Raw genomic sequence first — 14,415 nt, forward strand, 5'->3', positions numbered from 1 at the left:
TGACGATCGAACGGGAACTCCAGGCGCTAGGGCGAACCACGGCCCTCGCGCGGGGGCGTGCATTGTGCCGTGCCGGGCACCGGCTGGTAACGCTGGTAGCCGGTCTGCGCGTCCATGCCAAGCAGGTCGCCGTTGCCGAGCTGGCGCAGCACAAGGGTTTCACCGTCCTGCTGCAGGTGGATGGCGCCTTCCCGCAAGCGGGCGCGTGTGCCATCGCCGAAGTCGAGCGTCTCGATCACGCCACCATCGGCCTGATAGCGGCCGCACGGCACCTGCAGGAGTGGCACCACGCGTAGATCGGCACCGAGTTCACGCAATGGTGCGGTACGTTCGCAGGCGCTGACGCGCCCTGCATCGCAGACCACCTGCAGGGCCTGCACCGCCAGCGCAGGTTCCAGCGCGATCAACTGTTGTTCGGCCACTTCGACGCAGAAGCGGCCACTGCGGTGCTGCAGGCACAGTTGCTGCAGGTGATCGCGTGCAGCGGCCGTAAGGGGCGAATCCAGTGAGTCTTCGTCTTCCTGTTGCAGACGCTCATCCACCCGCTGCATGGCGGCAACCAGCGCATCGTCGGTCAGCGCCTCGCAGGCCAGCAGGTCATGCCCGGGCGTGTGCTCTCGACACGCAGGAGGGCGCTCGAAGCGCGTGTTGCTGGTGCTGTCGGCTGCTGCCACGGCGCTGCCATCGCGCAGCTGTCGCAGCACCGTCGAGCAGCCCGCGCCAACGCCTTCGCTGCAGGCACGCTGGGCCTGGCCGGGTGAGGCTGTGGGCAGCTGCGCGATGCAGTGGCTGCCGGCGGCGCGGCAGCTCCCGTCAACTGTGCTGGGTTCGATGGCGCAGGCGCGGGGCTGGCGCAGCGTGTAGACCACGACGACGTCGTCCTCGATGCGCTGCCCATCGGCACTGATCCGGATCGGCTCCGCCACGCCATCGTCGAGCATGACCATGCGGGTCTGTGCCGCACTGCGATCGACCCACAGCGGCTCCGGCTCACTGATGTCGTTGTGGCGGTAGCCGGTGTTGGAGGTGGTGAACACGAGCGCCATGCCGCCATCGGTACTGCGGTATTCGCCACACCGCAGCGCATCGGCACCGGCAGGCAGTGCGATGAGCAGGAACAAGGTGGGCAGGTAGTTCAACAAACGCATGCGACGATCCTTGTCGTGCGGGAGTGGAGGCGACTCAGTGGAAGCGCGCGCGGATGTCCGGTCGCAGCAGGCGCCAGCCCAGCCAGCCCTGCAGGCCCGCGAACAGCACCGAGGTGCCGACCAGTGTCAGGGTGAACAGCACGCGCTGCACCTGCAGCTCATGTTGCGCCGACGGGTCGCTGGCGAGCAGTGCGATCAACACCAGCAGCAGGCGGTCCATCCACCAGGCGATCACGAAGTTGGCCAGCGCGCTCAGGCCCAGCATCCACACATAGGCCCAGAGGCCCCATCGTCGCCCGCGCCACAGGCCCCAGCTGGCCAGGGTCGAGACCAGGCAGAGCAGGGCAACAAGCAGCGAGGTGGCCGCCGGATGTTTCAGCATCCACCACAGGCTGCCGTCGAGCTGCTGCTCCCACGCCAGTGTCACCAGCGTCGTCCAGAACCCGGTGCGGGCCAGGGCCGCCGCCATCAGCGCCTGCGCGAGGAAGTAGAGGGTGACCAGCAGGCACAGCCAGAACGAGCCCTGCGCCACTGCGCCGACCCAGTTGTTGGGTGGCGGTGGGGTGGGTGCGGGAATCGGGGGAATCGAGGCTGACATCCGTTGTCCGGCTGGGCGGTGCCCGCTTCGTCAGCGAGCCGTCGCCAGGGCAGCGACCGCCGGCAGGATATGGTGTTCGCTCAAGGGTGCCAAGGGCTGGCCGTGCGGCGGCTGCAGCGGCACCCAGGCCAGTTCGGCGATCTCCGCACGCGCGCACGGCTCACCTTCGATCCAGACCCGCCAGGCCTGTGCCTGCACGCGGTGGCCGGGCTCGTTCACCGCCCAGTCCTCGAAATTGCCCAGTGCGATGGCGGAGGCGGTGTGCAGCTGCACACCCAGTTCCTCGTGCAGTTCACGTGCCAGTGCCTGCAGCGGCTCCTCGCCCGGGTCGGGCTTGCCACCGGGCTGGATGAAACGGCTGGCACCGTGCTTGCGCACCACCAGCGCCCGGCCGCGATCATCGAGGATGACCGCGGCCACGATGTGGATCGTGGCCGCGGCAGCACTCACTTCAGGTTCTGCTCGAACAGCTTGAGGATGCGCTTGTACTGGTCCAGCCAGGAGTCGGCACGCACGTAGCCGTGGCGCTCCAGCGGGTACGGCGCGATCGACCAGTTGTCCTTGTGCAGCTCGATCAGGCGCTGGGTCAGGTTCACCGAATCCTGGAAGAACACGTTGTCGTCCATCATGCCGTGGGCGATCAGCAGGTTGTCCTGCAGGTTCTGTGCGTACTCGATCGGCGACGACACGCGGTACGCCTCCGGATCGATGTCCGGGGTGTTGAGGATGTTGCTGGTGTAGCCGTGGTTGTACTGGTGCCAGTCGACCACCGGGCGCAGCGCGGCGCCGGCCTTGAACGTGCCCGGCGAGCGGAACAGCGCCATGAAGGTCATGAAGCCGCCATAGGAACCGCCGTAGATGCCGGCATGGTCACGGTCGCCCTGCTGGGTGTCGACCAGCCAGTCCAGGCCGTCCTTGTAGTCTTCCAGTTCCGGGTGGCCCATGTTGCGGTAGATGGCCGTGCGCCAGTCGCGGCCGTAGCCCTCGCTGCCGCGGTAGTCCATGTCCAGCACGATGTAGCCCTTCTGCACCAGCAGGTTGTGGAACATCTGCTCGCGGAAGTAGGCCGGGTAACGCTGGTGCACGTTCTGCAGGTAGCCGGCACCGTGCACGAACATCACGATCGGGTACTTCTTCCCCGGTTCCTTGTTTTCCGGCTCGTAGTACTTGGCCCAGACCACGCCGGCGCCATGCTTGGACGGCACTGCCACCAGCTTCGGCTGGACCCACTGGCGCGCCTTGTAGTCGGCGGTGCGGGTATCGGTCAGCACGCGCGCCTGGCCAGCGCCGGTGCTCGGCACCACCGCCAGCTGCGCCGGCAGGTAGGCACCGGAATAGCGCACCAGCAGCTGCTGGCCGTCCGGCGACAGCGAGAAATCTTCCACACCGTTGAGGCTGGTCAGCTCGCGCACCTGGCGGGCACTGGTATCGACCGCGCAGACTTCGTAGTCATGCGGGGCCTGCTGGTTGCACAGGAAGTAGAAGCCCTTGCCGTCGGCCGACAGCACCGGCGCCGAGGTCTCCCACTTGCCACTGGTCAACGCCTGCGGCTTGCCGCCGCCGGCCTGGGTGTACAGGTGCGAGAAGCCCGATTCCTCGGACAGCAGCCACAGCGTGCGGCCATCGGCCATCCAGCCGAAATCGTTGAAGCCCCAGTTGATCCAGGCGTTGTCGGTCAGCCGATGGCGGTTCTGCACGCGGCCGTCGGCAGCGGCAACGCTGACGATCCAGCGGTCCTTGTTGTCGTTGGCGCGCAGCATCACCGCGGCCTGCTGGCCATCAGCGCTCCAGCGGATGCCACCGCCCATGAAGTCGCTCATCACCTGCACGCTGCGGTCGCCCTTCAGCGCGTCCTTGCCGGCCTTGCGGCGCAGCTCGGCCAGCGGATCGGTGCCGATGCCCGGCAGGCTGGACAGCGACAGCTTCTCGGCCTTGCCGCTGCGCACGTCCACGAACCACAGGGTGTGCGGCTCGAAGCCGTTGCGGCCGACGCGGGGACGGGTGTCCTCGGTTTCTTCGTAGCCCGACTCGGTCACGTACAGCGGCATCTTGCCGCCGCGGCCGTCATCGAAGTCCTTCGGCTTGGTGGTCACGATCAGGTGGCCCAGATCCGGCGACAGCACGCTGTCGACGATCTCGACGTCGGCACCCAGGAACACCGGGCCCGGTGCGCGGGTCGGGTCGGCCTGGCGCCAGCGCTGGTCCTGGTCCTTCAGCGCCTCGCGCTGCTCGCGGTCGCGGCGCAGGGTTTCCAGCGTGCGCAGCTGCTGGTCGCGCAGCACGTCGGCCTTCGGCGGCGTGCTCGGATCCTTGTCGGCCTTCAGGCTGGCCACCTGCTGCACGCCGCTGGCGGCGGTCCAGTGGAACCAGTTCTGGCCGACGCGCCAGATCACCCCGTTGTCGGCGGCGAAGTTCACGCCGCCGGCGCGTTCGTTGCTGCGGGTCAGCTGGGTCAGCGCGCCGCTGCGCAGGTCGCGCACGAACACATCGCCGTTGCGCACGAAGGCGCTGCGGGTGCGGCTGCGGTCGTACACCGGATCGGCTACGTCGAGGCTGCCGCGCTGGTCATCGGCCACCTGCGCGGCCACGCCACCGGCCACCGGCTGGCGGAAGGTGTCGCGCACCGGGCTGCCGTTGCGCTTGAGCTGGTATTCCACCTGCTGGCTGTTCCACGACCACCAGGCCTTCTCCACCGGCGGACCGATCCAGTCCGGATCGGCCATGGCCTGTTCGATGGTGATCGGCGTCGGCGCGGCCTGCGCGGCCGGAGCGGCCAGCACGGCAGACAGCAGGAGGGACAGGGGCAGCACTCGGGACATGGGCGGACAGCACCAGAAGAGGAAACCGGGCAAGCGTAGCAGCCGCAAGGGCCGGGGGAAGGGGCCACAGGTCATGCTGACCGCTTGGGCAAAGGGCATGGCAGGGCCCGGCCTGGCGCATGATGGGGGTTCACTTCGGAAGGAACCGATATGTACCGCTACGACTACACCATCTCCCTGGGGATCAAGCACCCGTCCGCGGCCAGCGCCGATATCTCAGCCCGTCTCGGAATGGAACGCGAGTTCTTCCGCGATGCGGGCACCGATCTGCGTCGCGAGGATGGCAGCTTGATCCGTGTCTACGCGTTTACCTGGGTGTTGTTCCAGCTGCCGAAGGACAAGGACGGCTGGTTGATGGACGCATGGCCGGAAGTCGTGGAGACGCTTCAGGCACGTGCCCAGGTGATTCAGGCGTTGAACCAGGAAGGGGCGGAGATCGGCCTGCGGATTGGCATCTTCGGGAAGCGCGCGTGGGCCGGCTTCGAGCTGGATGGCGATCTTGTACGACTGATGGCGGACCTGCGCGTGGGCTTCCAGCTGGAAACCTATTTCCCGGACGAACCGCCGGCGCCCGAAGCCGATGACGCCTAGTGCAACCGGCTGCCGGCCTCGCGCATCCAATCTCCTGAACCCGCATCATCCAGCGGACAGGAGCACGACCATGCAGGAACTCATCCCGATCACCCTCTTCATCTGCACCGCCTATGCGATCCATGCCATCGCCGATGCGCGTGCGCGCAGCAAGCTGGTGGCGCCGCACGTGCCGGAAGAGGTGATCCGCTCGCTGGCGGTATTGGAAGAGGAGCGCCGCCGCCAGGGCGCGCTGCGCTGGGGCATCAGCCTGGTGTGCCTGGCACTGGCCATGGCGCTGCTGGAGGCGATCGGTGCACGCGACCTGACGTTCGGCGCCGCCGCCGCGATGGTCGGCAGCGCCGGCCTGGGTCAGCTGCTGGCCTGGCACTTCACCCGCCCCGCAGTGCGCAAGGGCTGAGCCGGCGCATGCTGCGGGCACAGGAGGAGCCCCACGCATGAGCCTGCTGGGGGGAGCGCTGGCCGCATTGCGGGGGCGGCGTCGGCAGGATGCCGCGACGTCGACCATACCCGCCGAGCCGCTGGATGCGGACCACGTGCTGGTGCGCGCCATCATCGACGGCTCGCAACCGGCCTTCGCGCAGCTGGTGGAAACACACCAGCGCACCTGCGCGCATGTGATCGGCCGCATGGTCGGCGACCGTGACCAGGTGGCCGACCTGCTGCAGGAAACGTTCCTGGCGGTATTCCGCCAGCTGCACCGGTTCCGTTTCGAATCCTCGCTGCGTACCTGGATTTCGCGCGTGGCCTACACCACCGCGCTGCAGTACCTGCGACGGCGGCGGCTGGAGGCGCAGTGGATGGTGGCGGTGGAAGCGCCCGAGGAACTGGGCGTTGGTGACGAAGGGCCGGGCCCGGCGGAAATCAGCGAGACATTGCAGGCCGGCCGCCACCTCGGCGCGGCGCTGGAACGATTGAGTGCGCCGCAGCGCCTGATCGTGGGCCTGCATTATCTGGAGGATTTCGATCTGGCCGAGATCGAACAGGTGACCGGCCTGGCCCGCGGTACCATCAAGAGCCACCTGTACCGTGCGCGCCAGGTCCTGAAGCAGGAGCTGGTGCGGCACGCCACCGCCGGAGAGCTGCTGTGAACCGACCGACCGATTCCCGCGATGCGGAAGAGCGCGCGCTGGCACAGGCGTTGCGTGAGCAGGCGCAGCAGGAACAGACGCCGGATGTGAGTGAGGCGCTGCGGAAGCGCATTGTCTCCGAATCGCGCGACAGCGGCGTGGGCTATGTGGTGGTGCAGGTGCTGCTGCTGGGGGCGCTTGTGGCGGGGGGCGTCTGGTATTTCTGGCGCTGAGGCGCCCGCCGGGTGATGGGCCGTTCCAATTGCTGTTGGTAGATGCCGACCTTGGTCGGCGCTTGGGTGTGTGCCAACCAAGGTTGGCAGCTACCAGAGCGGCTGAACGGTAGCGCCGCGCCATGTCGGCTGCGCCTTCTCCACCTGCGACAAAGTGAAGCAGCGCGTCACCCGGTCGCATCCCGTTTTAACAATATCCACCTAAAGTGGTCTGGTATCCCACCGGCTCCTGGCAGGAGGCGTCCCTTGGACGCGTTGTTGTTGTCGCGGATCCAGTTCGGATTCGTCATCAGTTTCCACGTACTGTTCCCGGCCTTCACCATCGGCACGGCCAGCTGGCTGGCCTTCATCGAATGGCGCTGGCTGCGCACGAAGCTGCCCGTGTGGCGCGAGCTGTATTTCTTCTGGCAGAAGATCTTCGCGGTCTCGTTCGGCATGGGCGTGGTCAGCGGCATCGTCATGGCTTTCCAGTTCGGCACCAACTGGCCGCGGCTGAGCGAAGTGGCCGGCACGGTCATCGGCCCGCTGCTGACCTACGAAGTGCTGACCGCGTTCTTCCTGGAGGCCAGCTTCCTGGGGGTGATGATGTTCGGCTGGGGCCGGGTGTCGCCGCGCCTGCATTTCCTGTCCACCTGCATGGTGGCGCTGGGCACGCTGTTCTCCACGTTCTGGATCCTCTCGTCCAACAGTTGGCTGCATACGCCGGCCGGTTACGAGATGGTCAACGGCATCGTCCATCCCATCGACTGGTGGCAGGTGGTGTTCAACCCGTCCTTCCCGTACCGGTTGGCGCACATGGCGCTGGGCTCGTTCATCACCACCTGTTTCGTGATCGGTGGTGTCGGCGCCTGGTACCTGCGTCGTGGCCAACACGTGGAAGCGGGCCGGCGGATGCTGATCGCCGCCGTCGCGTTCGCTGCGCTGACCGTGCCGCTGCAGATCTTCGTCGGCGACATGCATGGCCTGAACACGCTCAAGCACCAGCCCATGAAGATCGCGGCGATGGAAGCGCACTGGCATGAGCCCAAGGAGGGCGAGGGCGTGCCGCTGGTAGTGTTCGCGCTGCCCAACGAGAAGGAAGAGCGCAACGACTTCGAGGTGGCCATTCCCAAGCTCGGCAGCGTGATCCTCACCCACAGCCTGGACGGCACCTTCGATCCGCTGACCTCGGTGCCCGCCAGCGAGCGGCCACCGGTGACGCCGGTGTTCTTCGCCTTCCGCATCATGGTCGGGCTGGGCACGCTGATGCTGGTGCTGGCTTGGGTCTCGGCCATCCAGCTGTGGCGGAAGAAGCTGCTGGATTCGCCGTGGCTGCTGCGCGGCTGGAACTGGATGCTGCCTAGTGGTTTCATCGCGCTGATATCAGGCTGGTTCGTCACCGAGATGGGACGGCAGCCGTGGGTCGTCTACGGTGTGCTGCGCACCGCCGATGCGGTGGGCCCGCAGAGCGCGTGGATGACCGCGCTGTCGCTGACGGTGTACGTGGTCGGCTACGCCTTCGTGTTCGGTTGGGGCATCTGGTACCTGGTGAAGATCCTGCGCCATGGCCCGCAGCCGTACGATGCAGGGCCGTCACTGGACCATGGCAGCCACACCCCGGCGCGGCCGCTGTCGGCTGCTGACGAACCGCTGGAGGAGCGCTGACATGGACCTGATGACCTGGCTGCCGGTGGCATGGTTCGCGGTGATCGGCTTCGGCGTGCTGATGTACGTGGTGCTGGACGGCTTCGTGCTCGGCATCGGCATCCTCGCGCCGTTCGCCGAGGACGAGGAACAGCTGGACCTGATGATGAACACCGCCGCGCCGATCTGGGACGGCAACGAGACCTGGCTGGTGCTCGGTGGCGCCGGCCTGATGGCGGCGTTCCCGAAGGCCTACGCGGTGCTGCTGTCGGCGCTGTACCTGCCGGTGCTGCTGCTGGTGGTGGCGCTGGTGTTCCGTGGCGTGGCCTTCGAGTTCCGTTTCAAGGCGCACCGCTCGCGGCGGCTGTGGAGCGCGGCGTTCGGCCTCGGTTCGCTGCTGGCCACCTTTGCCCAGGGCGTGATCCTCGGCACGCTGGTGCAGGGCCTGCCGCTGGTCGATGGCGTGTACCAGGGCGGCGCGTTCGGCTGGTTCAGCCCGTTCGCGATGCTGACCGGTGCCGCGCTGGTGGCCGGCTACGCATTGCTGGGCAGTACCTGGCTGATCCTGAAGACCGAAGGGCGCGTGCAGGCGCTGGCCCGGCAGATGACCCGGCCGCTGGTGGTGGCGGTGATCGCGGCGATGGGCCTGGTCAGCAGCTGGCTGCCGTTCCTGCAGTCGCGGCTGATGGACCGCTGGTTCAGCGACGGCAACTTCTGGTGGTTGTCGCCGGTGCCGCTGCTGACCCTGGCGGTGGCCATCGCGCTGTGGCGCAGTGCCACCCATCCGCGTCGCGACCTGCCGCCGTTCCTGCTCAGCCTGGCGTTGTTCGTGCTTGGCTTCGCCGGCCTGGTGCTGGGCATGTGGCCGTACCTGCTGCCGCCGTCGATGACGCTGTGGCAGGCCGCCGCGCCGGCCTCTTCGCTCAGCTTCACCCTGGTCGGGCTGGTGCTGCTGCTGCCGGTGATCCTGGGCTACACGGCCTGGTCCTACCGGGTGTTCCGCGGCAAGGTGCGTGCCGACGCTGGCTACCACTGAATCCGTCCGCTGGTTCAGTCCACGCGGGGGGCGGTCGCTGATCGCTCCCCGTTGTGTTTTGTGAAACATGTCATCCCTGTGTCGGACGTGCTCGCGTGCGCTCCTTTCCGGCAGCCAGGGGGGCAGCCGGCGACGTCCTGGACGGATGCATGGCTGCAGGAATGGGGGGCAGCCGCGTGTCGCCGTAATGGCTCGAGACTCTCGTTCGCCCATTGAAACATCACCGGTAATGATCGAATTTTCCGTTGTCGACTGGGCCGCCTGGGCGCCTGGCCTGACCGAGCGTAGCCAATGGATGGGCTGGGCCGGGTCGCCGTTCCTGCCGCAGGGTGAGGACACGCCGGCGCTGGCCGAGATTCCGGCCATGCAGCGCCGCCGTATCGAGCGCCTGGGCCGCATGGCGATCCAGGCCGCGTGCTGGTGCGAGGACGGACAGGGCGCTGACAGCCAGGTGCCGCTGGTGTTCGCCAGCCGCCATGGCGATGTCGCCCGTTCGATGGACCTGCTGGGCTCGCTGGTGGCCGATCAGCCGCTGTCGCCCACCGGCTTCGGCCTGTCGGTGCACAACGCCATCGCCGCGCTGTATTCGATCGCCCGCGGCCACCGTGGCAACTACCTGGCGTTGTCCGCAGGCCAGTCGACGGTGGAAGCGGCCTGCCTGGAGGCCGTCGGCCTGCTTGGTGATGGTGCACGCGAAGTGCGGATCGTGGTGTATGAGTCACCATTGCCCGACGTTTACGCCGAATTCGCCGACGAACCCGACCCGTTCTTCGCCTGGTGCTGGCGTCTGGCACCCGCCGGCACCGCCGGTGGCACCGATCTTTCGCTGTCCTGGCAGGTCGCCGACGACGTCGATCCGACCGCTCCGGGCCTGTTGCCGCATGCGCTGGACCTGCACCGCTTCCTGCTGGCCGGGGATCCGCTGCTGCAGCACGTGACCGAAGGCCAGCGCTGGTCCTGGCGCCGCCGTGGCTGAGGCGCTGCGCCGCCTCGATCATGCCTGGCGGGTGTTCGGCACCGGCCTCAGCTTTGCTGCATTTGGCGTCGGCGGTCTGTTGCTGGGCGTGCTGGTGATGCCGGTGCTGCTGCTGATGCGCGACCCGCTTGCGCGTCGCCGCCGGGCTCGCCGGCTGGTCCAGCGTGCCTTCGCCAGCCATGTGTGGCTGATGTGCCGGCTGGGGGTGATGACCCTGCAGGTGGAAGGGCGCGAACGCCTGCAGCGCGACGGCCTGCTGGTGCTGGCCAACCACCCGACCCTGATCGACGTGGTCTGCCTGATCGCCCTGCTGCCCAACGCCGACTGCGTGGTCAAGCGGGCGGTGGCCTGCAACCCGTTCATGCGCGGCCCGGTGCGTGCGGCGGGCTACATCTCCAATGACGACGGCGCCGGCCTGGTCGATGACTGCGCGGCGGCCGTGCATGCCGGCGGCACCCTGGTCATCTTCCCGGAAGGCACCCGCAGCGTGCCCGGGCAGCCGCTGCGACTGCAGCGCGGTGCCGCCAACATCGCCGTGCGCGGGCGCCTGGACATCACCCCGGTGCGCATCACCTGCACGCCGCCGACGTTGACCAAGGGCCAGAAGTGGTATCGTGTGCCCTCACGTCGTTTTCACGTTCAGCTGCAGATCGGCGAAGATATCCCGATCGCGCCGTTCCTGGCCGAAGATGACTCGCCAAGGGGGGATGCCCTGGCGGCCCGTCGCGTCACCGACCACCTCACTCGTTATTTCGACCTGTCTGGAGATCCGACCCGTGCAAGCACTTGAGCACGAGATCAAGGAATTGATCATTTCCTCGCTTTCACTGGAGGACATCACCCCGGAGGACATCGATCCGACCGCGCCTCTGTTCGTGGAAGGCCTCGGCCTGGACTCGATCGATGCGCTGGAACTGGGCCTGGCGCTGCAGAAGAAGTACGGTGTCAGCCTCTCGGCCGACTCGGAAGAAACCCGCCGCCATTTCTCCAGCGTGCGCGCGCTCGGCGAGTTCGTCGCCGCCCGCCAGTCGTAAGGCGCCAGGAACTGCCATGACCAAGAATGAATTGTTCGAGCGCATCGTCCGCATCCTGACCGACAGCTTCGAGATCGAGCCGGCGCGGATCAGCCCGGAGTCGCGCCTGTACGACGACCTGGACATCGACAGCATCGATGCGGTGGACCTGATCGTGCAGCTCAAGCCGCTGCTCGGCCGCAACCTGCAGCCTGAAGCGTTCAAGGCCGTGCGCACCGTGCAGGACATCGTTGATGTCGTGCACGGCCTGCTGCCCGGTCAGGCCGCTGCCTGACAGCAGCACGGACGCCGCGACCATGGCACGGGCACGCATGGTCGTGGTGGCAGCGATTTCGCTTGCCTATCCGGTGCTGGTCTACGCGGCGATGGGCCGCTTCGAGCCGCGCTGGCTGGCGCTGCTGCTGTTCGCGCTGGCTCTGCTGCGCGCGCTGAGCACCCGGCAACCCTTGTGGTGGGCCGGCGCCGCCGGCGCGGGCCTGCTGGCCGGGCTGGCCACCGTGCTCAACCAGGCGCTGCCGCTGAAGCTGTACCCGGCGCTGGTCAACGTGGTGATGCTGACGGTGTTCGCCACCAGCCTGCGCTTCGGTCCACCGCTGGTGGAGCGCCTGGCGCGCCTGCAGGAGCCGGACCTGCCACCGTTCGCGGTGACCTATACCCGTCGCGTCACCCAGGTGTGGTGCGGCTTTTTCGTTCTCAATGGTGGTCTCGCCCTGCTCACCGCGCTGTATGCGTCGGACCGGGTCTGGATGCTCTACAACGGATTGTTGGCGTACGTGATGATGGGATTGTTGTTCGGGGGCGAATGGCTGGTACGGCGTCGGGTCAAGGCAGCGCACGCGCATGGCTGACTGGATCGCCCTGGATCGGCTGCTGACTACGGCGCAGCCCGGCCGCGACATCGGTGTCTGCGATGGCATCGCCGTCGACCACGTCGCCTTCCGCCTGCGCGTGCTGGCCTGGCATGACGCCTTCAGTTCTGCCGAAGGCCGTGACTGGGCGCTCTACTTCGACGACACCGTGGCCTTCGCTGCGGCGTTGTTCGGTGCCTGGCATGCCGGCAAACGGGTGTTCCTGGCCGCCGACAACCTGCCCGCGACATTGCAGGCGCTGCAGCCGCAGGTGAGTGGTTTTGCAGGTGACCTGTCGGCCGATTACCAGCCGTTGCAGGCGACCGCCGTCGCCGACGATGCGGCGCTGCTGCCGTTGGACGAGCGGGCCTGCGAACTGTGCGTGTTCACCTCCGGCAGCACCGGCCAGCCCAGCGCCATCAGCAAGCGGCTGGACCAGCTGGCGCGCGAGGTCGATGCGCTGCAGGCCGCGTTCGGCGCCCAGCTCGATGGCGCCCAGGTGCATGGCACCGTGTCCCACCAGCATATCTATGGCCTGCTGTTCCGCGTGCTGTGGCCACTGGCGGCCGGTCGCGCAATCCAGCCCCGGCGCTTCTTCCACGAAGACCTGGTGGGCGCGCTGGCCGGTACCGATACGGTGCTGGTCGCCACCCCGGCCCATCTCAAGCGCCTGCCCGAGCAGCTCGACTGGGCCAGCCTGCACGGTCGCCTGCGCGCGGTGTTCTCTTCCGGCGGCCCGCTGCCGGAGGACGCCGCGCGCCAGGTCCGCCTGTGGTTGGGCGTGGCGCCCACCGAGGTTTATGGCAGCAGTGAAACCGGTGGCATCGCCTGGCGCCGCTGGGACACCGATGCGCCGCCGTGGCAGCCGCTGCCGGGCGTGCAGTGGCGGATCGAGGAGGACTGTCTGGCGGTGGCCTCGCCGCACCTGGAGACGTCGGACTGGTGGCGCACCCAGGATCGCGTGGAAGCACTGGCCGATGGCCGTTTCCGCCTGCTGGGCCGTGCCGACCGCATCGTCAAGATCGAAGAACGGCGCGTTTCGCTGGATGCACTGGAGCGCGCGCTGCGCGAGGATCCAGAAGTCGAGGACGTGCGCGTGCTGGTCCTGCAGGGCCAGCGCGAGCAGCTGGCGGCCGTGGTGGTGCCGGCCGACCCGGCGTTGGCACGTGCCGGTGACAGCGCACGGCGTGCGCTGGGGCAGCGCTTGGGCGCGCGGCTGGCGCAGGGCCATGATGCGGTCACCCGGCCGCGCCGCTGGCGCCTGGTCGAATCGCTGCCGATCAATGCCCAGGGCAAAGTCACCCAGGCCGCGCTGGTTGCGCTGTTCCAGCCGATGATGCCGGTGCCTGTCTGGGACTGTCGCGAAGAGGCCGCGGCCACCCTGCGGATGACGCTGGACCCCGCGCTGCGCGCGTTCCAGGGCCACTTCCCGCAGGCGGCGATCCTGCCCGGCGTGGCCCAGCTGGACTGGGCGGTGCGCTTCGGTCGCCAGGCCTTCGTGCTGCCGACCGGTTTCCAGCGCATGGATGCAGTGAAGTTCCAGCGCGTGGCCCGCCCCGGCGACGAGCTGACCCTGCAACTGCAGTGGGACACCGAACGCGGTGTGCTGACCTTCCGCTATACCTCCGTGCATGGCGTGCACGCCAGCGGCAGGGTGGTCTTCGCCGATGCGCATTGAGCCGGCCACCGCTGGCGGCGCGTTCGCGCCGCTGGTGGTCATTCCCGTGTACGACCACGAACACGCCATCGGTGCGGTGGTCGATGGCGTGCAGGCCGCGGGCCTGCCCTGCCTGCTGGTCGACGATGGCTCGCAGCCCTCCTGCGCGCTGGTGCTGCGGGAACTGGCACAGCGAGCGGGCGTCGACCTGCTGCGGCTGGACGTGAACCAGGGCAAGGGCGGTGCGATGCTGGCCGGTTTCGCTGAAGCGCAGCGTCGTGGATACACCCACGTGCTGCAGATCGATGCCGACGGCCAGCACGATACCGGCGACCTGCCGCGTTTCATCGATGCCGCCCGCGCGCACCCGGACGCGGTGATCTGCGGCATTCCGGCCTACGATGCCAGCGTGCCGAAGGCGCGCCTGTATGGTCGCTACGCCACCCACATCTGGGTGTGGATCAACACGCTGTCGCTGCACCTGCGCGACACCATGTGTGGATTCCGTGTGTATCCGCTGCCGCCGGTGCTGCGCCTGATCGGCGAAGAGACCATCGGCCGGCGCATGGATTTCGACACCGAAGTAATGGTCCGCCTGTACTGGCGGCAGGTACCGGTCGAACACCTGGCCACGCGCGTGACCTATCCCGCCGACGGGGTCTCGCATTTCGATGTGTGGCGCGACAACGTGCGCATCAGCCGCATGCATACCCGGCTGTTCTTCGGCATGCTCTGGCGTGCGCCGCGCCTGCTGTGGCGCCGGCTGCAGGGGCAGGGCTGAG

17 protein-coding genes are annotated in these 14,415 nt (G+C 67.9%); 13 read left to right on the plus strand and 4 right to left on the minus strand.

Annotated features, from left to right (window positions below; genetic code table 11):
• Positions 1–26: 26 nt before the first annotated feature.
• From GIW57_RS03905 to GIW57_RS03920, 4 genes are read right to left on the minus strand one after another with little or no spacing between them, the layout of a single operon-like run.
• Positions 27–1,148, minus strand: coding sequence for a hypothetical protein (locus GIW57_RS03905; protein ID WP_236509201.1), 1,122 nt, complete (start codon positions 1,146–1,148; stop codon positions 27–29).
• 34 nt (positions 1,149–1,182) lie between these two features.
• Positions 1,183–1,746, minus strand: coding sequence for a hypothetical protein (locus tag GIW57_RS03910; protein WP_100462000.1), 564 nt, complete (start codon positions 1,744–1,746; stop codon positions 1,183–1,185).
• Positions 1,747–1,776: 30 nt separating this feature from the next.
• Positions 1,777–2,196 (minus strand): NUDIX domain-containing protein, encoded by a 420-nt coding sequence (locus GIW57_RS03915; RefSeq protein WP_100462001.1) that lies wholly within the window; start codon positions 2,194–2,196, stop codon positions 1,777–1,779.
• The gene (locus tag GIW57_RS03920; protein ID WP_236509202.1) at positions 2,193–4,565 is read right to left on the minus strand and encodes a S9 family peptidase; all 2,373 of its coding nucleotides are present in this window, start codon (positions 4,563–4,565) and stop codon (positions 2,193–2,195) included. The genes GIW57_RS03915 and GIW57_RS03920 overlap by 4 nt, the downstream gene beginning before the upstream one ends.
• 150 nt (positions 4,566–4,715) lie before the next feature.
• On the opposite strand from GIW57_RS03920, the gene GIW57_RS03925 reads away from it, so the two are divergent.
• The 13 genes from GIW57_RS03925 to GIW57_RS03985 all read left to right on the plus strand — a co-directional run bounded on the left by GIW57_RS03925 (position 4,716) and on the right by GIW57_RS03985 (position 14,414).
• Positions 4,716–5,156: a hypothetical protein gene (locus tag GIW57_RS03925; RefSeq protein ID WP_236509203.1), complete on the plus strand. Its 441-nt coding sequence runs from the start codon at positions 4,716–4,718 to the stop codon at positions 5,154–5,156.
• 70 nt (positions 5,157–5,226) lie between these two features.
• Positions 5,227–5,556 (plus strand): hypothetical protein, encoded by a 330-nt coding sequence (locus tag GIW57_RS03930; protein ID WP_100554000.1) that lies wholly within the window; start codon positions 5,227–5,229, stop codon positions 5,554–5,556.
• A gap of 37 nt (positions 5,557–5,593) precedes the next feature.
• Positions 5,594–6,247 (plus strand): sigma-70 family RNA polymerase sigma factor, encoded by a 654-nt coding sequence (locus GIW57_RS03935; RefSeq protein ID WP_236509204.1) that lies wholly within the window; start codon positions 5,594–5,596, stop codon positions 6,245–6,247.
• Positions 6,244–6,459 (plus strand): hypothetical protein, encoded by a 216-nt coding sequence (locus tag GIW57_RS03940; protein WP_100462005.1) that lies wholly within the window; start codon positions 6,244–6,246, stop codon positions 6,457–6,459. Before GIW57_RS03935 ends, GIW57_RS03940 begins: the two co-directional genes overlap by 4 nt.
• A gap of 246 nt (positions 6,460–6,705) precedes the next feature.
• On the plus strand, positions 6,706–8,103 hold the full coding sequence (locus GIW57_RS03945; protein ID WP_236509205.1) for a cytochrome ubiquinol oxidase subunit I: 1,398 nt from the start codon (positions 6,706–6,708) through the stop codon (positions 8,101–8,103).
• Between the two features lies 1 nt (position 8,104).
• Positions 8,105–9,118: a cytochrome d ubiquinol oxidase subunit II gene (gene cydB, locus GIW57_RS03950; RefSeq protein ID WP_236509206.1), complete on the plus strand. Its 1,014-nt coding sequence runs from the start codon at positions 8,105–8,107 to the stop codon at positions 9,116–9,118.
• A 229-nt stretch (positions 9,119–9,347) separates the two neighbouring features.
• Positions 9,348–10,094: a beta-ketoacyl synthase chain length factor gene (locus GIW57_RS03955; RefSeq protein ID WP_236509207.1), complete on the plus strand. Its 747-nt coding sequence runs from the start codon at positions 9,348–9,350 to the stop codon at positions 10,092–10,094.
• The gene (locus tag GIW57_RS03960; protein WP_236509208.1) at positions 10,087–10,884 is read left to right on the plus strand and encodes a lysophospholipid acyltransferase family protein; all 798 of its coding nucleotides are present in this window, start codon (positions 10,087–10,089) and stop codon (positions 10,882–10,884) included. Before GIW57_RS03955 ends, GIW57_RS03960 begins: the two co-directional genes overlap by 8 nt.
• Positions 10,871–11,128, plus strand: coding sequence for a phosphopantetheine-binding protein (locus GIW57_RS03965; RefSeq protein WP_005411610.1), 258 nt, complete (start codon positions 10,871–10,873; stop codon positions 11,126–11,128). The genes GIW57_RS03960 and GIW57_RS03965 overlap by 14 nt, the downstream gene beginning before the upstream one ends.
• A gap of 16 nt (positions 11,129–11,144) precedes the next feature.
• Complete coding sequence (locus GIW57_RS03970; protein WP_025878014.1) at positions 11,145–11,402, plus strand: acyl carrier protein; 258 nt, start codon at positions 11,145–11,147, stop codon at positions 11,400–11,402.
• Positions 11,403–11,424: 22 nt separating this feature from the next.
• Complete coding sequence (locus tag GIW57_RS03975) at positions 11,425–11,976, plus strand: hypothetical protein (RefSeq protein WP_236509209.1); 552 nt, start codon at positions 11,425–11,427, stop codon at positions 11,974–11,976.
• Complete coding sequence (locus tag GIW57_RS03980) at positions 11,969–13,654, plus strand: AMP-binding protein (RefSeq protein WP_236509210.1); 1,686 nt, start codon at positions 11,969–11,971, stop codon at positions 13,652–13,654. Before GIW57_RS03975 ends, GIW57_RS03980 begins: the two co-directional genes overlap by 8 nt.
• On the plus strand, positions 13,644–14,414 hold the full coding sequence (locus GIW57_RS03985) for a glycosyltransferase family 2 protein (protein ID WP_236509211.1): 771 nt from the start codon (positions 13,644–13,646) through the stop codon (positions 14,412–14,414). The genes GIW57_RS03980 and GIW57_RS03985 overlap by 11 nt, the downstream gene beginning before the upstream one ends.
• Position 14,415: the final 1 nt, after the last annotated feature.

Source organism: Stenotrophomonas sp. PA-6-5C, from assembly GCF_021605635.1.
Classification (GTDB): domain Bacteria; phylum Pseudomonadota; class Gammaproteobacteria; order Xanthomonadales; family Xanthomonadaceae; genus Stenotrophomonas; species Stenotrophomonas lactitubi.